Origin of the sequence: Luteirhabdus pelagi (assembly GCF_016827595.1) — a bacterium.
GTDB lineage: Bacteria > Bacteroidota > Bacteroidia > Flavobacteriales > Flavobacteriaceae > Luteirhabdus > Luteirhabdus pelagi.
In genome coordinates, this window is record NZ_JAECMS010000001.1 from 455709 (window position 1) to 478145 (window position 22437).

General features: G+C 44.1%; 11 protein-coding genes. 3 read left to right on the forward strand and 8 right to left on the reverse strand.

The genetic code is table 11. The annotated features are described in order from the left end of the window. Positions 1–36: 36 nt before the first annotated feature. Both I4Q58_RS02110 and I4Q58_RS02115 read left to right on the forward strand, forming a co-directional pair. Positions 37–1380, forward strand: a complete 1344-nt coding sequence (locus I4Q58_RS02110; RefSeq protein ID WP_203293241.1) for a DUF819 family protein — start codon at positions 37–39, stop codon at positions 1378–1380. A 59-nt stretch (positions 1381–1439) separates the two neighbouring features. Continuing rightward, entirely contained in the window at positions 1440–2156 is a 717-nt protein-coding gene (locus tag I4Q58_RS02115; protein ID WP_203293242.1) for a DUF4369 domain-containing protein, read from the forward strand. Here the strand turns inward: I4Q58_RS02115 and I4Q58_RS02120 are convergent. The 8 genes from I4Q58_RS02120 to I4Q58_RS02155 all read right to left on the reverse strand — a co-directional run bounded on the left by I4Q58_RS02120 (position 2143) and on the right by I4Q58_RS02155 (position 20461). Continuing rightward, a complete protein-coding gene (locus I4Q58_RS02120) occupies positions 2143–2409 on the reverse strand; it encodes a hypothetical protein (protein ID WP_203293243.1) in 267 nt (88 codons plus the stop codon). The genes I4Q58_RS02115 and I4Q58_RS02120 overlap by 14 nt on opposite strands. Positions 2410–2420: 11 nt before the next feature. Continuing rightward, positions 2421–3398, reverse strand: coding sequence for a type I phosphomannose isomerase catalytic subunit (locus I4Q58_RS02125; RefSeq protein WP_203293244.1), 978 nt, complete (start codon positions 3396–3398; stop codon positions 2421–2423). A gap of 3 nt (positions 3399–3401) precedes the next feature. Continuing rightward, entirely contained in the window at positions 3402–3809 is a 408-nt protein-coding gene (locus I4Q58_RS02130; protein ID WP_203293245.1) for a 6-carboxytetrahydropterin synthase, read from the reverse strand. Beyond that, positions 3806–4324: an isopentenyl-diphosphate Delta-isomerase gene (idi, locus tag I4Q58_RS02135; protein ID WP_203293246.1), complete on the reverse strand. Its 519-nt coding sequence runs from the start codon at positions 4322–4324 to the stop codon at positions 3806–3808. The genes I4Q58_RS02130 and idi overlap by 4 nt, the downstream gene beginning before the upstream one ends. A gap of 137 nt (positions 4325–4461) precedes the next feature. Further along, a complete protein-coding gene (locus I4Q58_RS02140) occupies positions 4462–6390 on the reverse strand; it encodes an OmpA family protein (RefSeq protein ID WP_203293247.1) in 1929 nt (642 codons plus the stop codon). A gap of 11 nt (positions 6391–6401) precedes the next feature. After that, on the reverse strand, positions 6402–7355 hold the full coding sequence (locus I4Q58_RS02145) for a PorP/SprF family type IX secretion system membrane protein (protein WP_203293248.1): 954 nt from the start codon (positions 7353–7355) through the stop codon (positions 6402–6404). A gap of 59 nt (positions 7356–7414) precedes the next feature. After that, positions 7415–19915, reverse strand: coding sequence for a DUF7507 domain-containing protein (locus I4Q58_RS02150; RefSeq protein WP_203293249.1), 12501 nt, complete (start codon positions 19913–19915; stop codon positions 7415–7417). A gap of 48 nt (positions 19916–19963) precedes the next feature. Beyond that, positions 19964–20461: a hypothetical protein gene (locus tag I4Q58_RS02155; RefSeq protein ID WP_203293251.1), complete on the reverse strand. Its 498-nt coding sequence runs from the start codon at positions 20459–20461 to the stop codon at positions 19964–19966. Positions 20462–20800: 339 nt separating this feature from the next. Between I4Q58_RS02155 and I4Q58_RS02160 the strand changes: the two genes are divergently transcribed. Further along, positions 20801–22399 (forward strand): peptide chain release factor 3, encoded by a 1599-nt coding sequence (locus I4Q58_RS02160; protein WP_203293253.1) that lies wholly within the window; start codon positions 20801–20803, stop codon positions 22397–22399. Positions 22400–22437 lie beyond the last annotated feature (38 nt).

Below are 22437 nucleotides of genomic sequence, written 5' to 3' on the forward strand. Positions count from 1 at the left end.
CAACTATTTTTGTATTTTGCGTTGAAAATATTTCGCATGCAGGAAAACGCTACGCAGGAACTTATAGACACTACCCCTCTTTTCACCAACGATACAATTGTCTTTGGGTTATTGATGTTAACCCTAGGAATAATATTCTATACCTCTTCAAAAGAATCGGGGTTTTGGTATAAATTTTATAAGATTGTACCCGCCTTGTTTATGGCATATTTCCTCCCTGCTTTGTTAACCACCTTCGGCGTTATTGCCCCAGAATGGACAACCGTTCCCGAAACCGGCGATGTTGTGGAAGGCAGCAGCAGTTTATATTATATGTCGAGTCGCTATCTTTTACCAGCAGCGCTAGTGTTAATGACCTTAAGTATCGATTTAAAAGGCGTGTTTAACCTTGGACCTAAGGCTTTGATTATGTTCTTCACCGGGACGATAGGAATCGTTATTGGCGGTCCAGTTGCGGTATATTTGGTAGGAAGTGTATATCCTGAAGCTTTGGCGGGTGAAGGCGCGAATGCGGTCTGGAAAGGCCTTTCTACGCTAGCTGGTAGTTGGATTGGCGGAGGTGCTAATCAAACAGCCATGTTGGAAATTTATGGCTACAATCAAGAATTATATGGCGGGATGGTATTCGTAGATATTGTTGTGGCGAATATTTGGATGGCTTTGATTTTAATCGGAATTGGAAAAGCGGTTCGCATCGATCGATGGCTAGAATCGGATACCTCGGCCATTGAAGCCTTAAAAAAGAAGGTTTCAGATTATGCGAAGACTGTCGATCGTAATCCTACGTTAACAGATTTGATGATCTTGGCAGCCATTGCGTTCGGAACGGTGAGTATTGCTCATTTTGGAGCTGGCTATTTAAGTATGTTCTTTAACGATTTTGTTTCAAGCTTGCCGAAAGGCATCACCCGAAATATCTTTACTTTTTTAGATAGCTCTTTCTTTTGGATGATTTCAATCACGACCATTATCGGAGTTCTTCTCTCATTCACTAAACTAAAGCGCTACGAGGGTGCAGGTGCCAGTAAATTTGGAAGTGTATTTATCTATATTCTAGTCGCCAGTATTGGAATGAAGATGGACTTAACCCTAATTTTCGACAATTTTGCATTGATATTTATAGGATTGGTCTGGATGCTCATTCACGCCTTACTATTAATCGGTGTTGCAAAACTGATAAAAGCGCCCTATTTCTTTTTGGCAGTGGGAAGTCAAGCAAATGTTGGTGGTGCCGCCTCGGCTCCTATCGTCGCCTCGGCGTTTCATCCTTCCCTAGCAACCGTAGGTGTTTTATTGGCCGTATTTGGCTATGCAATCGGTACTGTTGCAGCTATCTTGTGTACGATTTTGATGCAATTGGCGAGTAACGCAATACTATAATTTCAGTTTTGGGATTCGCTTAAAAACTGCATCTTTGCACACCAAGAAAAATTTGAATAATGCGCATTTTATTTTCCCTTTTCATCTTATCCATAGCAATTGGCTGTAGTTCTTCTGAAGAAGAAATGAAATTAACTGGAAATATTAAAGGACTGAAACAGGGCACTGTGCTTCTACAGAAGATTGAAGATTCAACACTTGTTTCATTAGACTCAATTGAAGTTAAGGGTGATCCCAATTTTGAATTCACGGAAGTGGTGGAAAGCCCAGAAATATATTATCTCTACTTGCGCTTAGAGAATGGAACGTTGCTGGACGAACGCATTCCGTTTTTCGCTGAACCTGGTGAAGTAATGATAAATACTAGCCTTAAAAAATTTGGAAACGAGTATAAAATCGCTGGCTCGAAAAATCAGGACAAATTTGAAGATTATAAAAAATTAATACAGCGTTTCCGAGATCGAAACCTAGATTTTATAGAGCAGGATTTAAAAGCACGTCAACATGGAGATGACTCACTAATTAACGCTATTGCACGTAAGCGAAATGCCAATATTTCCACTCAATATTTGGCCACTGTCAACTTCGCAATTAACCATAAGGACTACGAGGTAGCTCCTTTTCTCGCCTTGACTGAAATTTACGATGCCAATCTAAAATATTTAGATACGGTATACTCGTCGCTATCGCCACAGGTTCGAGAGTCCAAATACGGATCGCTCCTAAAAACCTATATCGAAGAACGCCAAGCAATGGAGGATACTATAGGGCGTTAATCCGGTCGATAAGGCTTCTGCCACGCTCCTCTAGCTCTGTATCAATTTGCTTAAAGTGCTTATTCGGATTTTCCAATCCTCGTTGGTTTACTTTCACGATAAGCTCATCGAATAGTATAATCGCATCATCAATAATCTTTTCAGAATCCTCCGTAGGTTTCTCAGGATGTGTAATTTGCCATACGTAAACGGCTTCAATAATACTGCCAATTACATCGTTAAGCATTCTTTTGAAATCTCTTTTACTTGCCATGTTTCAGTGGGTTAAGGAATATATATTTCTAATAAGGTTGAGCCCTGCCCTTCAATGCAAATAGCATCAAAGCAAGCTGGAATTAAAATGGTATTGCCTTTTGTTAGCGTATTAGAATAATTCTCTACAAGCAATGTAGCTTCACCTTCAACACACATATAGACAACGAAGGAATCGATGGTGGAAAAATCTCTTTCCGTCGGCTTATCAAGGCGTATACGATTTGTGAGAAAATAAGGTGATTTCTTTAACTGACTAATATTGGAACCGTTATCATTTACCTGAAGTTTTCCGTTTCCAGCATTATAGTCGATGGCGTCTAACGCCAAGTCGGTATGAAGTTCTCGCAACCGTCCATCCGTATCGGGACGATCCCAATCGTAGATACGATACGTAATATCGGAAGTCTGCTGAATTTCCGCCAGCAGAACCCCGGCGCCAATCGCATGGATCAAGCCTGGCTTTATAAAAAACGAATCACCTTTCGTAACATTTTCCTCATGTAGTATTTCGGTTATCGCACCTTTTTCGAGCGATTCCAGATATTCATCTTTTGTCACAGCTCCTTCAAATCCTACAATAATTCGAGCTTCTTCATCTGCCTGAACGATATACCACATCTCGGTCTTTCCAAAACTGTCATGCCGCTCCTTTGCAAGACGGTCGTCTGGATGTAATTGTACAGATAGATCCTTTGTGGCATCGATAAATTTAAACAATAGCGGAAAGGTGTTCCCAAAGGTTTCGTAGACCTTCTGCCCCATTAAGTCTTGCTTATACTCATCTAAAATCTCCACAACATTCTTCCCCTTCAGCGGGCCATTTGCAATTATTGAAATAGTATCCTGTACACCGGAAAGCTCCCAACTTTCACCAATAGGCTCATCGGAGGGCTTCTTTCCCAAGACATCAGACAGTTTATTCCCTCCCCATACTTTTTTGATCAGTATCGGCTCAAACAGTAGCGGGTATAGCATATTCTTCTTCATAACCTATCCAGTATACACAACGAAATTTCTGGGAGTCTCATACAGTTTTATGGTAATCGTATATTTTTTGTCCAATCTATTCCGAAGTTTATTCCAAATAACAATTGCGATATTTTCAACGGTTGGATTAAGGTCTTTAAATACGGCAACCTCCTCATTTAGGTTCTTATGGTCGAATGGCTCTTCCACCTCTTCTTCGATTATCTTCTTCAACACGCTCAAATCGATCAAAAATCCTGTTTCAGGATCAATTTCTCCGGAAACACCTACTTCCAGTTCATAATTATGGCCATGATATTTTGGGTTACTACATTTTCCGAATACTTCACGATTCTTCTCATCGCTCCATTCTTTGCGATAAAGACGATGGGCAGCATTGAAGTGCGCTTTTCTGTAAACCGTTAAGCTCATGGTTGAATATGGTTGTAATATTTCTCAAAGATAATCTTAAACCAAGCAGTATATCTATCAGGGTTTCTTTCCATATCGCCTTTAATTTTCGAAAGGGACATCCATTTCCATGCTGCCACCTCTGCTGGATTCAAGTCTGGTTCCTCATCAAAAGTACCGATTAGGATATGATCGTATTCATGTTCGGTTAAACCGTTATCAAAAGGCGCTTTATATATGAAGGATATAGATTCTTTCAACGGAACACTGAATCCCATTTCCTCTTGCAATCGACGTTTTCCGGCTTCAATATTTGTTTCTCCATCGCGTTGATGGCTACAGCAGGTATTGGTCCACAAACCAGGTGAATGATACTTTGAATGCGCTCTTTGTTGAAGCATAAGCTCTCCTTTATCATTAAAAACGAAAACAGAAAACGCCCGGTGTAGCAATGCTTTTTCGTGTGCCTCCATTTTGGGCATTAATCCAATCTTCTCGTCCTTTTCATTTACTAGAACGACTAATTCTTCTTTCATCGGTAGCAGCAATTTTCTTCAAAAATACAAAATACCCTGCGTACTTAGAGGAAAATATTGCGCAACAAAAAAGGGCATTTCATTTTGACTGAAATACCCTTCTTAGGTTAAATTTAGTTTAGGCTGGTTTTCTTTTCTTAGTTCTGAATGATAAACATGGAACGACGGTTCAATTGGTGCTCCTCTTCTGTACATTCTACTCCATTGGTACACTTTTCTACTGCCAATTGCGACTCCCCATATCCTTTTGCTGAAAGGCGATCTCTATCGATTCCTTTATCAACTAACCAGTTCAAGGTGCTTTGTGCCCGTTTTTCTGAAAGAGCCTCGTTATAGCTGTCGTTACCTCTAGAATCGGTGTGCGATTCGATATGGATAACCAACTCTGGATATTCACGCATCGCGGCAAGTATCTTCGCCAATTCTACGGCAGCATCTGGTCTGATATTATAGCGATCGAAGTCGAAATAGATCGGTTGAAGGTTCAGTCTACAACCAAGATCATTTATCGGACAAGGATCTTTTAATTCTAATTTAAGCGGAACTTCAATAGATCCGGAGCTGTTAGGAGTCTGAACGACCTCTTCAGCAGGAAAATAGCGTTCTTTCGTTCCCCTCACAGCATATTGACTATCGCATTCAACCGAAAAAGAGTAGGATGCATCATCGCCAACTGTTATCGTGTCGATTAGTTGATTGTTGGAATCTAGCAACTCTACCTTCGCTCCAGGAATCAATTCTTCAGTATTTAGGTCTGTAACGGTACCCGTCAGCATAATTTCACACTTCTCGCGTAGGCGGTAAATTTCATCGTCGATACTTCCCTGAGCCCCATCCCTATTTGAAGTGAGGTACCCCATGCGCTTGCTTTCCTTGATGATAAGTGCAAAGTCGTCTTGATTACTATTGGCTGGCTCTCCCAGGTTCTTAATGGAAGTCGGATTTCCATTGGTATCGAATTCGGCAACGTAAATGTCGAATCCTCCTAAACCTGAGCGCCCATCACTGGCAAAGTACAGTTTATTTTCTTCACTTATGAAGGGAAAGGATTCTCTGGCCTCAGTATTAATTGTGTTTCCTAAGTTGACCGGTTCGCTATATTCATTATCTCCTGTGATATTCACATACCATAAATCGGACATCCCGATAGTTCCTGGCATATCGGAAGAAAAATATAGACGCTTTCCATCCTGACTCAAGGTTGGATGTGCTACGGAGTATTCTTTATCGTTGAAGGGTAATTCTTGAATATCCGTCCAATAACTATCGCCGCTACGCGTTGCTTTATATAATTTTAATCGGATGGTCTTATCACGATCTTTTCCTTTTTTTCCATCGATGAAATTATTTCGAGTGAAATACATGGTTTTGCCATCTTTCGAAAATGTTGGGGTCGACTCATGATACTCGGTATTTACTTCACCGCTAAGCAATCGTGCATTAGATAGCTTTCCAGTGATACTATCTTCATCGGCTACGTATAAGTCGAGAAAAGGTTGTTGGTTCCACTCGGCTATTTTTGCGCCTTCAGCGGAAGATGCATATACAATTTTATCTTGGTAAAAAGCCGGGCCGAAGTCAGAAGAACTAGTGTTTACCTCTACTTTTTCCAACACATACCCTTTAGCTTCGAAGGCAATGCTTTCTAAGTAATTTGGATCGTCGTTATAATTCTTCAGAATATACTTGTTCCCACCCATAGCAGCTAACTGCTGCATAAGATCGTCTGATTCGTCATAGCGACCAAGGCTTTTTAATGACTGAGAGGCACGATAGTAATATTCGGCCTCTGCTTCTCCAGGGTAATTTTCAATTAGCTTTGTATACCATTTTGCCGCGTTATCGTAGTCGCTATTCCAATAGTATGTATCGCCAAGTCGTTTAAAGATTTGCGCCGACTCGTAACCATCTTCTACCACTTTCAGGTAAATTTCACGAGCATCGATATACGAATACTTATCGAATTCCTCGTTGGCCTTTTTAATCTTCTGTTTCTGTGCGAAACTACCGCTAACGGTGAGCAGTAGTACGCTAACAAAAAGAATGTTTTTTAGTATCGTGTTCATAAAAATGGTTTTTAGAAGAATCGTGGGGTTAACACGCGTTCAGGTTTGTTGAATACATCGAATCGGAGAAATACTTCATATGAACCATCGCTGAAATTCTCAATATCCGTTGATGTATAATCATATGCGAACCCAATAAACAAACTATCTGTGACTTGGAATCCTGCCATTCCACTAATTGCCGAACTCCATCTATAGGCAGCTCCAACCGTGAATTTCTCATACAGCATGAAGTTAGCGGAAACGTCCCATGCCAATGGGGAACCGCTCACAGCCTTCACTAAAGTAGCCGGCTTAAATTTCAAATTATCACTTAGGTCGAATACGTATCCTGCAATTAAAAAGTAATGCAGGCGCTCTGCCGGTGCAATATCTTCATCGAAATCGAAATCTTCTAAGGTAGATTCATCGAAGTGACTTGTTGTCAAAAAGTTTGGTACGGATAATCCTAGATAAAACTTATCGGTATTATAGTATACACCAGCACCAATTTGCGGTTGCAGTTTATTATCGATGTTATTGGAAGGATCGAACGATGCTTCATTTTGGTATATATTTAGCTTGCTAAAATCTACATCCAAGATATCGAGACCGGCTTTTAAACCGAACCTCAGTTCAGACGATTCAGAGAGGTTAATCCCGTAGGCGTAATCGATATTCACATTCGATTCGATAGAGGGTCCAATTTCATCGCGTACAATCGATAGTCCTAATCCCATATTGTCCCATGTTCCTCCAAGGGGAGAGTTCACCGTAAAGGTTCCGGTTTCCGGTGCTCCTTCGAAGCCTGTCCACTGTGTCCTAAGTAACAGTCCGAAACTAAGCATATCCCTTGAGCCAGAATAGGCGGGGTTCACTATTTGCGTATTATACATATACTGGGTGTACTGCGGATCCTGCTGGGCCTGACCTGCAAAGCTCCCTAGTAATACCAAAACTATAATAACAAGATAACGTTGTTTCATCGGTATGTGTTTTATACCTCCCGAGCGATTACATAGCGCCTGGGAGGTTTTTTTGATTTTTATCTATTGATATATAGGTATCCGTTATTCTTCAATACTTCACCTGTATCCTGGTCGGTACGGACAAGTATATAGAAATAGGTTCCTGTTGGAAGTTCTTCTCCAGATTGAATGGTCGCTCGGCCGTTAGATTCACCTTCAAAGGCATTATTGTCATTGTTGTAGCCATCGGTTTCCCAAACAAGTACACCCCATCGGTTGAAGATCTTCATGTTATTATTCGGATAGTTTTCAATACCCTCAATTCGCATGTAGTCGTTCAATCCATCTCCATCTGGAGTAATTCCGTTGAAGATTTCAAAATCGTCTGGAGCTTCAACATTCGGCAAGAACGTGATCGTAGGATCGTCTGGGTCGCCATCGCCGTCGGCATCCACATCATCCGGATTGTTAGGATCATCTGAAAGGTCTTCCACTATGTTTCCATTTACATCGGTACCTGAAGCAAGTGCTTGGTTTTCAACTTCACCATTATCTATATCCTCTTGCGTGATAGCATAGGTTGCGGTGAAAGTGGTGTTATCCGTTTCACCTGGTTCCAACTCAGCAATCGGTCCACCCGATACTTCAATACCTGGCAGCGGATCTTCCAGTGTAATGTTATAGATCGTGACCGTACCGGTATTCGAAACACTGAAAGCATAGGAAATAGTTTCCCCTACTTGTGGTATCTGATCACCATTCTCATCGTTGAATACACCTGTTTTGGTTACACTCATTTTCAACTCCTGACACAATCCTAAGATAGTTGGATCATCTTCGAAATTGCTGTTGTCGTCAGAGAAGTCCATGACCATATCACCACTTGGTGTAGTACCCACTACTTCAGCTTGGTTTTCAACAAATCCGTTGTCGATATCCTCCTGCGTAATTGTGTATATAGCACTGAAGGTAGTAGCGTCTGTACTTCCTGCCACCAATACTGCAATCGGATCTCCATCTACCGCTACCATATCATCGGTAACAATTACATTGGTAAGGTCTACGTTACCTAAATTGGTTACTGCGAATTCGTACAGAATTGTTTCACCTACATCGGCACAACCATCTTCATCCTCATCAGTTAAAGTACCAATCTTGATCAGAGCGATTAATGCTTCCTGACAAAGCTCCGTTTCTGTTGGATCATTCTCTAACTCACTATTATCATCAGATAAATCGGTCACCGTATCTCCGTTTGGAGCGGTACCTGTAGCGGTCGCTTGGTTTACAAACACACCATTATTGATATCATCTTGCGTGATGACATACGTTCCTGTGAAAGTGGTTGCGTCTGTAGCTCCAGGAGCCAGCGTTATCGGTCCTCCAACAACTGTTAAGAATGGATCTGTAACGGTAATATCCGTTAACGTAACATTACCAAGGTTATATACGGTGAAGGTATATTCGATAAGGTCTCCTACTTCAGCACATTCGCTATCAGAAACTAACTCTCCGGTCTTCACTAATGCTATGGTAGCATCCTGACATAGTTCCGTTACGGTTGGATCGTCCTCGAATGGGTTATCATCGTCAGACATATCGCTTACTGTATTTCCGTTCGGAGCAACAGCTTCAGCCATTGCCTGATTCGTAACATTACCTGCATCGATATCCGCTTGCGTAATCGTATAATCTGCTGTATAGATCCACGTTTCATCTACATCAAGTTCCGTATCACTATCGGTATCACCACTATCTGGTCCCGGTATCACACCACCTAACAATACGTCTGTAACTTCTACAGCCGATAGGCTAACGTTTCCAAGGTTGGTTACTGTGAAGGTGTAGCTTATCGTTTCACCAACATCTGAACATTTATCCTGATCTTCATCATTAAATATTCCTAGCTTCACAATTGCTATAATTGGCTCTTGACAAAGCTCTGTAACCGTTGCATCATCTTCTGTTACACTGTTATCATCAGATAGATCTGACACTTGATTACCTGCAGGATCGTTTCCAGTTGCAGTTGCTTGATTCACAACCTCTCCGTTATCAATATCATCCTGTGTAACCGTATAGGCTGCAGTGTAGGTCCATGTCTCGTCCACGTCAAGTTCGGTGTCGCTGTCGGCATCACCACTGTCTGGTCCCGCAATTGGTCCACCAAGGAATGGATCGTCTACTACAATGCTAGCAAGACTAACGTTGCCCTCATTTGTTACAGTGAAGGTATACTCTATTGTATCGCCTACTTGAGTACATTCTCCTTGCTCAATCAACTCTGCAGTTTTCACTATTGCAATTGCCGCATCTTGGCAAAGTTCCGTTACGGTTTCTTCATCCTCAAGCTCACTGTCGTCATCAGATAGATCTGATACCTGGTTGCCGGTAGGATCGTTCGCCGTGGCGGTCGCCTGGTTGATCACGCCACCAGCATCAATATCATCCTGTGTAACCGTATAGGTTGCAGTGTAGGTCCATGTCTCGTCCACGTCAAGTTCGGTGTCGCTGTCGGCATCACCACTGTCTGGTCCCGCGATCGGGCCGCCAAGCAGCGGATCGTCAACGACCACATTTGCAAGGCTCACGTTCCCGAGGTTGGTCACCGTGAAGGTGTAGGAGATCGTCTCGCCAACGTCCGAGCAACCGTCCTGGTCGCCGTCGTTGAACACGCCCGTCTTCACGATAGCGATGTCCGCGGACTGGCAAAGCTCCGTCACGGTCTCGCCGTCCTCAAGCTCGCTGGTGTCGTCCGACAGGTCGCTCACCTGGTTGCCGGCAGGGTCGTCCGCCGTGGCGGTCGCCTGGTTCACGACCTCGCCGTTGTCAATATCGTTCTGTGTAACCGTATAGGTCGCGGTGTAGGTCCATGTCTCATCTACATCGAGCTCGGTGTCGCTGTCGGCATCACCACTGTCTGGTCCCGCGATCGGGCCGCCAAGCAGCGGATCGTCAACGACCACATCGGAAAGGCTAACATTCCCGAGGTTGGTCACCGTGAAGGTGTAGGCAATCGTCTCGCCAACGTCGGAACAGCCGTCCTGGTCGCCGTCGTTGAACACGCCCGTCTTCACGATCGCGATGTCAGCGGACTGGCAAAGCTCCGTCACGGTCTCGCCGTCCTCAAGCTCGCTGGTGTCGTCCGACAGGTCGCTCACCTGGTTGCCGGCAGGGTCGTCCGCCGTGGCGGTCGCCTGGTTCACGACCTCGCCGTTGTCTATATCATCCTGTGTAACCGTATAGGTCGCGGTATAGGTCCATGTCTCGTCCACGTCAAGTTCGGTGTCGCTGTCGGCATCACCACTGTCTGGTCCTGCGATCGGGCCGCCCAGCAATGGATCGTCAACGACCACATCGGAAAGGCTAACGTTCCCGAGGTTGGTCACCGTGAAGGTGTAGGCAATCGTCTCACCAACGTCCGAGCAACCGTCCTGGTCGCCGTCGTTGAACACGCCCGTCTTCACGATAGCGATGTCCGCGGACTGGCAAAGCTCCGTCACGGTCTCGCCGTCCTCAAGCTCGCTGGTGTCGTCCGACAGGTCGCTCACCTGGTTGCCGGCAGGATCGTCCGCCGTGGCGGTCGCCTGGTTGATCACGCCACCAGCATCAATATCATCCTGTGTAACCGTATAGGTTGCAGTGTAGGTCCATGTCTCGTCCACGTCAAGTTCGGTGTCGCTGTCGGCATCACCACTGTCTGGTCCCGCGATCGGGCCGCCAAGCAGCGGATCGTCAACGACCACATTTGCAAGGCTCACGTTCCCGAGGTTGGTCACCGTAAAGGTGTAGGCAATCGTCTCACCAACGTCGGAACAGCCGTCCTGGTTGCCGTCGTTGAACACGCCCGTCTTCACGATAGCGATGTCTGGATTCTGACATAGCGGAGTTGTTACTTGATCGTTATCCTGAGAAGTACTTCCAGCAGGACAAGTGGCATCTACCATTGCGGTGTTATTTACTTCACCTGCATCAATATCCTCCTGAGTTATAGTGTATGTTCCTGTATAAATCCAAACTTCACCTACATCCAATTGTCCATCGCCATCAACATCGCCAGAATCTGGACCCGGTACCTCACCACCTAGAAGTGTATCGATTACCACTACATCGGATAATGTTACATTACCAGTATTGGTTACGGTGAAGGTATACGTAATCGTTTCACCTGAATCGCTACAATCGCCACCGTCGTTGTATTCTGCTGTCTTTACTATTTCAACATCAGGATTTCGGCAGATTTCAACAATAGTTTCGTCATTTTCACTTGTACTGGATTCATCGGAAAGATCTGAAACAATCGTTCCATCGTCATCAGTACCTTCTACAGTGGCTTGATTAATCACTTCACCTGCATCAATGTTTACTTGAGTAAGCATATAAGTTGCAGTATATATCCATGTTTCTGAGGCTTCCAGAAGATCGTTACCGTTTGTATCGCCTGATACATAGGTAATATCGACTACCGGGTTGGGTGCCTGTAATAATGGATCTGTAATTTGGATATTTCCGAGTGGGACATTTCCAAGATTTGAAACCGTGAATGTATATAGTATCGTGTCTCCAACTTGCGCACAATTTCCATCGGCATAGGTTACTTCACCTTCTTTTACAATTGCGATAGCAGGTGCCGGTGTTTCCTCGATAAGGATATACACTGTAGCCACATCGGAAGCTCCTGGTGTCCCATCATCAGAAATCTCGTATACAAATTGATCTGTTCCTGTAAATCCAGGGTTCGGTACATATTCAAATGTTCCATCTGGATTAATGGTTACGGTTCCATTTGACGGACCGCTTAACGGACTTGTTGCATTTACGGTTTGAGCATCGCCTTCCGGATCGAAATCGTTGTCTAGTAGATTGCCAGTAATAGATTGGTCAATCTCACCATAATACGCATCATCATTAGCAACTGTTATGTTTCCAGCATCAGGAATAACTTGAATTGTTACGATTGTCGTATCACAAAGCGCCGGGTTACCATTATCGCAGATTGTATACTCGAAGGTATCCTCCCCAGTAAAGCCTGGATTAGGCGTATAGGTATAGCTGCCGTCAGGATTAACCGTAACTGTTCCATTAGAAGGATCAGTATTATTGGTTACCGTAATAGGATCGTTATCTGGATCAAAATCATTCGGTAGTACATTACCTGAAACTGGCGTTCCTTCTTCCGTAATATTCGTATCAGCATTTGCAATTGGCGGATCATTTCCAATAATTGGATCATCCACTATTTCAATATATACTGTAGCCGTATCACATGCCGCCGGGTTGCCTCCGTCGCAGACCTCATATACGAATGTGTCTTCCCCTACATAATCTGCAGGAGGAGTATACGTATAGGTTCCATCAGGGTTAAACACAAGGGCTCCACCATTCGCTGGCCCGGAGACCAATGTAAAGGTCTCGGTTCCTGCTGGACCGTCCGTATTGATATCGTTAGTGCTTACATCGCCATTAACTGGTAGATTCACAAACGTATCGTTGATATCATCGACCGCAAGAATGTCGTTACCGTCGCCGACCGGGGAGATCGTGATGTACACCGTGGCCGTGTCAGTGGCAACAGGGCTGCCGTCGTCAACGATGGCGTAGACGAACTGGTCGGTGCCGCCGAAGCCTGGATTCGGAGTATAGGTGAACGTGCCGTCGGGGTTGATCACGAGCGTACCGTTCGACGGGCCGCTAACCGGGGTCGTGCCGACGTCAACGCTCTGGGCGTCGCCCTCAGGGTCGAAGTCGTTGTCCAGCACGTTGCCAGTGATGTCCGTGTCCGGAAGACCGTTGTAAGAGTCGTCGTTGGCCACCGTGATGTTCCCGTTGTCGGGGAGCACCTGGATGGTCACCGTCGCCGTGTCGCACAGCGCAGGGCTGCCGTCGTCGCAGATCGTGTACTCGAACGTATCCTCTCCAACAAAGCCCGGGTTCGGTGTATAGGTATAGCTGCCGTCAGGGTTGATAACCACGGAACCATTTGAAGGATCCGTGTTTCCTGTTACGGCAATAGGGTCACCGTCTGGGTCGTAGTCGTTCGGGAGAACGTTCCCGGAGACCGGCGTGTCCTGCTCGGTCGTGTTCGTGTCGGCGTTCGCGATCGGAGCCTCGTTGCCGGGGCCGTTCAATGGGAGCACCTCGATGTAAACAGTCGCGGTGTCGCAGGCAACGGGGTTGCCGCCGTCGCAGACTTCATATACAAATGTATCTTGCCCTGTATAATCTGCAGCTGGTGTATAGGTATAGGTACCGTCAGGATTGAATACAAGGGTTCCTCCATTTGTTGGGCCAGAGACCAAGGTATAGATCTCGGTACCTGCAGGACCATCTGCATTTATATCGTTAGTACTTACATTACCGCTCACTGGCAAGTTCACGAACGTATCGTTGATATCGTCGATTGCTAGGATTTCGTTTCCAATTGTTCCTACTAAAATTACTACCGTTGCACTGTCGGTCGCGACTGGACTACCGTTATCAAAAATGGAATACACAAAGCTATCCGAGCCAGTATATCCTGGGTTTGGCACATATGTGAAAGTACCATCTGCGTTTAGCGTTACCGTTCCGTTCGATGGCCCGTTTGATGGACTTATCGCCACATCGACAGTCTGATCATTATTTTCAGGATCTACATCGTTGTCTAGTACATTTCCATTAATTTCTTGATCGATTGTAGTATAGTAAGCATCGTCGACTGCATGTGTTAGGTTTCCATCATCATCCAGTACCTGAATTGTCACTACCGTAGTATCGCATAATGCTGGGTTTCCATTGTCACAAATCGTATATTCAAAGGTATCTTCTCCAACAAAACCTGGATTCGGTGTATAGGTATAGCTGCCGTCGGGATTGACCACAACCGAACCGTTCGATGGGTCCGTGTTGCCCGTCACCGCGATAGGGTCGCCGTCGGGGTCGTAGTCGTTTGGAAGTACATTTCCTGAAACCGGCTCATCCACCTGCGTAACATTTGTATCAGCATTTGCAATTGGTGCGTTATTTTCAGGACCATCCTGTGGTACTACTTCAATATATACGATAGCTGTATCGCAGGCTTGTGGGTTTCCGTTATCGCACACAGTGTATTCGAATGAATCTTCACCTGTGAAATCCACTGGAGGTGTATAGCTGTATTCACCTGTGGTAGCATCGATTGTAACCGTTACGCCTTGAACCGTAGTTACGGTAGTAGATGTTACAGTTTGCGTATCACCTTCAAGATCGAAGTCATTTGTCAACACATTTCCTGAAACAGTTTCATTAATAAAGGCATTGTTGATGTCTTCAATCGCAACTGTACAGTTTTTCAAAATTGTAACGGTAATTTCTTCAGTACAACCATTTGCATCAAGTACAGAAATTGTATAGCTGCCTTCTTCTAAGTTACCGAACGTTCCAGAACTTTGGAACCCTCCGCCATCGATATTATACGAATATGGCTGCGTACCACCAGAAGCTTCAACCGTTACTGAACCGATAGCATCGCACACAATATCATTTTGCTCGGTGATTGTTAAGGCCAATGGGTTGGCTGGTTCAGAAACTGTAGCGCTATTCGTAGTGGTACAACCGTTAGCGTCCGTAATCGTAACTGAATAGGTTCCAGCTACTAGGTTGAATAGGTCTTCGGTAGTTTCACCACCTGGAGTCCATTCAAAAGTATATGGTGCTGTACCCCCACTTACCGTAAGGTCAAGTGAACCCGTATTATTTCCGAAGCAATCAACATTTGTAACTGCTATACCTGATGTAAGATCATTCGGTTCATTAACAGTAGCTGTAGCTGTTGCTGTACATTGTGTAACATTATCGGTTACGGTGACAGTGTAAACTCCAGCAACTAAGTCGGTGATGGTAGTTGTTGTTTCACCGTTTGGTGCCCAAGAGTAACTGAAATCGCCTGAACCACCCGTTACATTTACAGAAGCCGTTCCATCATTTCCTCCAAAGCAGGAAACCGGAGTAGCTGTTGCATTAGCAGCCAGGTCTAAACATGTACCTGGATTTACCGTTACAGTAGCCGTAGCGGTACAACCATTTGCATCGGTTACCGTTACCGTATAATTACCTGCACTCAATCCAGTAATAGTTTGTGTGGTTTCTCCGCCTGGACTCCAGGAATATGTATATGGTGGTGTTCCACCAGAAGGTGTAGCAGTTGCTGTTCCATCGCCGGTAGTCGGCCCGCTTTCGTCTGTTGCAGTAGCCGTTACATTCAAAGCATTCGCTGGTTCTGAAATCGTCACGCTCTGCTCGACTGGCTGACAAACAGTTCCGTCGATTGTAACGCTTACCGTATAGACTCCAGCAGCAAGGCCAGAAATTGTACTTGTCGTAACTCCTGCATCTATTTGCTGAGGAACGGTATTCCATGTAAAGGTGAAGGTAGCACCTGGGTTTGCATTAGAGCTTGCGCTTACCGTTGCACTTCCTGTTTCTTCACTTGTACAAAGGACATCGGTTTTATCATCTACTGAAATTACGGCATCGCACGTATTTGTACAATCAATTACAACACCTTGCTCTAAGGTACACCCATTGGCATCGGTAACAAGAACGGTGTGCGTGCCTGATGGAAGGTTGATTGCGGTTTGCGTGGTTTGGTTACCAGCTGAAGCACTCCATTGATAGGTGTACGGAGCTGTTCCGCCAGTAACAGTTGCAGTAGCCTCACCATCGGTGCAACCTTGAGCGGTAGTTGCGTTTTCTTTAGTAATTACAATACTTATTGGATTGGCAGGCTCATCAATGTTGATGCCCGTTTGTGAAACCGTACATCCGTTGGCATCCGTCACCGTAATATTGTAAGATCCAGCTGGAATATCGCTAAGGTCTTCAGTAGTTTCACCATTACTCCATGCATACGAATATGGCTGTGTTCCTCCGGTTACTGTAATATCGATAGCTCCGGTTGATTCACCATTACATAATACATCAGTTTTTGTGAAGGTAAGATCTAAGCCTTCAGATGGCTGCTGAACAGTAGCACTATCTGTAGTGGTACAGCCGTTGGCATCGGTAATCGTTACAGAATACGTTCCGGCCACGAGGTTGAACAGGTCTTCGGTAGTTTCACCATTATCCCATTGGAAAGAGTACGGTTGTGTTCCTCCTGTTACGGTAAGGTCTAGTGATCCTGTATTATCCCCGAAACATTTCACATTGGTCACAGCTATTCCTGAACTCAGAGCGTTTGGCTCATTAACCGTAGTGGTTGAAGTAACCGTACACTGTGTGGTCTCGTCGGTTACAGTAACTGTATAGGTGCCAGCTGATAGACCCGTAATAGTAGTTGATGTCTGACCGCCTGGACTCCAAGAATACGTAAATGGTCCAACTCCGCCGGAAACAGATACACTTGCCGATCCATCGCTATCGCCATTACACGTTACAGGTGTAGAAGTGGTAGAAGCTGTAAGGTTCTGGCAAGTTCCTGGATTAACCGTTGTTGAAGCAGTTGCCGTACATCCATTGGCATCAGTAACTGTTACAGTATAGGTTCCATCGCTAAGTCCTGTAATCGTTTGGGTAATTTCGCCTCCAGGACTCCATGAATATGAATACGGAGGTGTTCCACCCGTTGCGTTGGCAGTTGCCGTTCCGTCGTTAGTGTCAGGTCCGTTTTCATCGGTTGAAGTAGCGGTAACATTTAGCGCATTGTTAGGCTCCGTAATAGTAACACTTTGTTCAACTGGCAAACATTGTGCTCCATCAATCGTTACGCTTACGGTATAAACTCCTGCTCCGACATTAGAGATTGTGCTAGAAGTAACGCCACTATCCGTTTGAACAGGCGAAGTGTTCCACACAAAAGTATAGGTTGCAGTAGGATTTGCAACAGAAGATGCACTTACAGTAGCACTACCTGTTAGTTCCCCAGCACACAGAACATTCATTACATTATCCACCGAGATTACGGCATCGCAGTCATCAACACAGTCGATTACTACTCCTTGTTCTGAAGTACAACCATTTGCATCGGTTACAACAACAGTATGCGTTCCGGATGGAAGGTTCGTAGCTGTTTGGGTAGTTTGATCGCTGGCAGATGCACTCCACTGATAGGTAAACGGCGCTACACCACCCGATGGGTTGGCTGTAGCAGTACCGTTAGCACAGCCTCCTGTTTGCGAGGCATTCTCTTTTGTAATTTGAATAGAGATTGGCTCAGGCTCTTCCAAAGTAACACTGATAGAATCGGTATTTCCGATAGCATCTGTTACCGTTACAGTATAGACTCCAGCCGTAAGGTTTTCGAATATAGGACTCGATTGTGGCGTACCACCGTTCAAGCTGTATTCGAAAGGTGCCAATCCACCATCTACAGCCACGGTAATAGAACCTGTATTATCGCCATTACATAAAATATCTTCTTTGTTATCTAGTGAGAGCTCCAATTCAGAGAAACAGTCACCATCTACATTCACCCCACTAGCAATTACCCAAGACTGACCGTTTACGGACTGACCGTTTTGGCCATTTCGGGAATCTACAGTAATGGTAACATCAGTAGCGTTACCAGGAACATCATCCAAGACTATGGATGGAATGTTCAAACAGCAAGAGCCACCTGGCAAGGAACTGTCAGGCCCATAAATAATGACTTCGTTCGATACTCCTCCTGCTTCCGCACGAATCAATAAATATCTTCCATCATCTGTCAATTCTGAAACAGGCGTTTCAATAACGAGGTCGCGTGGACCTGAGAAAGAAGGTATTGTAACATTAATAGTCTGAATATCGTTATAGCCACTTCGGCTACTGAAAACTCCTGAACTAGAAGAAGCAAGCGGAACATTTCTAAACGCATAAACTACCACAGATTGAAGCTTACAAGCCAAACCTGAAGAAGTTGTATAGTTCACCGAAGACGTATTCGCTTCAATCAATCCACGGTATACCCAAATATTTGAGCTACTTCCGACAGGAACCGAGCGGTTCAACGTATGAACTACGTTATTAGAGTCTGTAAACTGAAGTGTTTCACCCGGGTTATTCCCTTTGTAGACAATTTCAACTACGTATTGATACACGTTTCCAGCATCTGGAATTGTGATATTGGTATTTTGACTACAGTTTGCATTGTATCCATATTCATCAACTTTCTTATCATCGCCACAAACAAATGCCCAATCTTCAATATCGCAAGCAAGACCCGTGGAAATGGTTTCAGTAACGCTAGGCAAGTTACATGCTCCAGAAGAATTGGTAGCAGTAACTTCAGCAGTTAGTTCACCTGTCAGCGGCTGTCCACCACTATACACAAACGTTCCGCTTTCATTGTTTGCGGTTCCAACGGACGTTCCGTTTAGGAAAAACTCCCATGCATAGGATGTAGAAGACCCACTACAGCTAGCTCCAGCAGGGTTTGCCGCATAGCTGAAAGAATTCGTACAATCCTGACGACTAAAGGTCGGATCGATATCGTTACAAGGAACGCAGATGTCTTCTCCAGGTAATTGATCTTCAACAACCGAACATTCAGGATCCTTATACTTCAAATAGGATACACCTGTATTCTGGTCGCCGCAAGCATCGCCAGAACCATCTACCATGATCGTATATTCAAGGGTAATAGTTTCAGTTAGCAACTGATTCACATACCACGACAATACATTTCCGCTGAAGGTTGCATTCCCCTTAGATTCTGAAATAGACCCAGAAACATACTCAAATCCAGGCTCTAGAATGTTCTTAAAAAACGGATTATTACCTATTTGACTAGCAGCAGCTGCCAAGTTACCGAGTATTTCGTCATAAATATCTGAAAGATCAGCCCCACTTTCGGTAGTGAACAACCCTGCATTTTGGATATTATCAATAGTGTTGGTGGCAATATTTTGTTGGTTGCCTGAAATAGCATTGAAAAGACCAATACTAAACACGTTTTGGGTAAACTGCTCCCCATTATTAGTAGTAGTTTGCGCATTAATACCTGCCTGGATAGCGTTCTGCTGACAGATGGTGTTCCACGCATTATTACTACAAGCATTTCCTGAATTATCACGGTTGGTTACACCATCGGTAAGCAAGATGATATTTCGAGATGTCTTACAATCGAAGGTTGCGTTATTGATCAAAATTTGATCTGCCTTTACCAATCCGCTCTGAATATTGGTGTTACCATTGGTTACGATTCCATTAATAGCATTGATAACACTTTGTTCGCCACTACTCCCCGTAAGTCCGATATCCGTGGTAGCCGTGGTAGCATAACTAACAATGGCAACTCGGTTTTGACCTGTTGGGTTGTTTGCAGGGTCGAAGAGATTCTGCACAAAGTTGACGGCAGCATCCTTGGCGTAATCGATAGGCTCCGGGAAAGGACCATCGTCCATACTACCGGAACGATCGATAACTAAGACCACCTCTACGGGAGAGGCAGGTCCTTGACCTGTAATTTCGACATTGACATCAAATTTGCTACAATCGTTTGGGTCGGGCGTTACGGTTTGGTTAACCGACACCTGTTGCCCAAATGTTGTTCCTGCCAAACCGAATATCAAGGCAACGATAAGTTGCTTGATAAAAGGATGTTTCGCTATGATGGTTGGGAATCGTAAAAATCGTTTCATAAAATCTTATTTAGGATGAAACCTACTTTAATATTGTGGGGGCTCCAACTATCCTTGAGAAGGATCTGGAACGAATACGTTTAATGTTGTGGTAAGTGGGGAGTTCGTACATGCCTCGGTTGCAGCTTTCATTTCGATACAACTCCAGCGGTTTATAGGCGTTCCTTCTGGAACCGTAACCAATACCATAACGCGAGCCGTTTGGCCGGCACGTACAGTATAACCGTTCGAACGCTGTTGTCCTTCACCAATGGCAACATTTAAGGTTACGTTTGGCCCTCTCTCTCCATAAGCAGCGTTCCCGCAGGCTTCTTTCAGCGTCTCATAAGACAACATATAAGTCTGACTTCTGGATGAGGTGTTTTTCAATTCTAACCAAAACATGGCTCCATCTTCATCGGCCGATCGGCTGTTCCGGTTCTTTTCTACTGAAAGAGATCCCTCACATTGTGCAGTAACTTCAGCAGCTCCTAACATAAAAACTGTGAACGCCAAAATTCCTACAACTCTAGTAATGTGAGACATAGAAAAAATTATGTATTTCATAAAGCATTTAATTTTAATAGCTTGTAAAACAGTAGGTCTAAGTTTGTTGATTTGCGGGGATAAGGCAGTCAAATATACGTAGGAAAAAGTGTTAAGGTTTTACAAATAACTAAGTATTAGTTGAATTGCAGGATATTCTCGGTGAACTACAAAAAAACACCCGTTTTTTATCATTTTTTTGTAGGAATAAAATATACGTGTTAACACGTAGTACTAGTATCTATAGGCTTTAGCGAAACGTTAATTTGTACGAATCGTAAAACTGCTATTATACGACCAAATCACCCATATTACCATAAGATTTAGCTATTTTTGTAGCCTTTCTTAGAAACTATTGAAATGTCAATAAAACGTGAAATTAATCGGCGACGTACGTTCGGAATCATCTCACACCCAGATGCTGGTAAAACAACGCTAACCGAAAAATTATTGCTTTTCGGAGGAGCCATTCAGGAAGCTGGTGCGGTGAAAAGTAACAAGATTAAAAAAGGTGCTACGAGCGACTTTATGGAAATCGAAAGACAACGAGGTATTTCGGTTGCCACTTCGGTTTTGGCATTTGAATACAAAGACATTAAAATCAATATCCTCGATACACCCGGTCACAAGGATTTTGCTGAAGATACCTTCCGAACGCTTACTGCAGTAGATAGCGTAATTGTCGTGATAGATGTGGCAAAAGGGGTCGAGGAACAGACGGAAAAGTTGGTTGAGGTATGCCGCATGCGGAACATCCCCATGATTGTATTTATCAACAAATTAGACCGTGAAGGAAAGGATGCTTTTGAACTGTTGGATGAAATTGAACAAAAGTTGAACCTTACGGTTACACCGCTGAGCTTTCCCATTGGAATGGGATACGACTTTAAGGGTATTTATAATATATGGGAACGCAATGTGAATCTTTTCAGTGGTAGCAGCCGAAAGAACATTGAAGAGACGATTGAAATTGAAAACCTTCAGAACCCTGAGCTCGACACCCTTATCGGTGAGAAAGCTGCAGATGTTTTACGTGAAGAATTAGAGCTAGCTATTGAAGTATATCCCGATTTCGACAGGGATGCCTACTTAGCGGGAAATCTTCAGCCAGTATTTTTTGGTTCGGCCTTGAATAATTTCGGCGTTCGCGAACTATTGGATTGCTTTGTTGAAATAGCACCAAAACCAAGACCGAAGGCAAGCGATACGCGTGTGGTACAACCCGATGAAAAGGAATTTTCAGGTTTTGTATTTAAGATTCATGCGAATATGGATCCAAAACACCGCGACCGTTTGGCTTTTGTAAAAATTGTCTCGGGTGTATTTGAACGGAATACCCCCTATCTTCACGTTCGAAACAATAAGAAATTAAAATTTTCTAGTCCGAATGCCTTCTTCGCTGAAAAAAAAGAAATTGTAGATGTCTCCTATCCGGGTGATATTGTCGGACTTCACGATACCGGCAATTTTAAAATTGGCGATACGCTTACAGAAGGTGAAGAAATGCAATACAAGGGAATCCCGAGTTTTTCACCGGAACATTTCAAATACATCAACAATGCCGATCCTATGAAGAGTAAGCAACTTAATAAAGGTATTGATCAGTTGATGGATGAAGGTGTTGCGCAGTTATTTACGTTGGAATTAAACGGCCGTAAGGTTATCGGAACGGTGGGAGCGCTTCAATTTGAAGTAATCCAATACCGACTAGAACATGAATACGGCGCGAAGTGTTCGTATGAAAATCTTAATGTGCACAAAGCTTGTTGGGTAGAACCAAAAGATTCGAAGAGCGATGAGTTTGCCGATTTCAAACGCGTAAAGGCGAAATACTTGGCGAAGGACAAACGCGGACAGTTGGTATTTCTTGCAGATTCTGCCTTCACCTTACAGATGACTCAACAGAAATACCCGAATGTTACCCTTCACTTTGTGAGTGAATTTGAATCCGAAAAATAATCTAACAATAAAAAAACCAGCCGTTTGGCTGGTTTTTA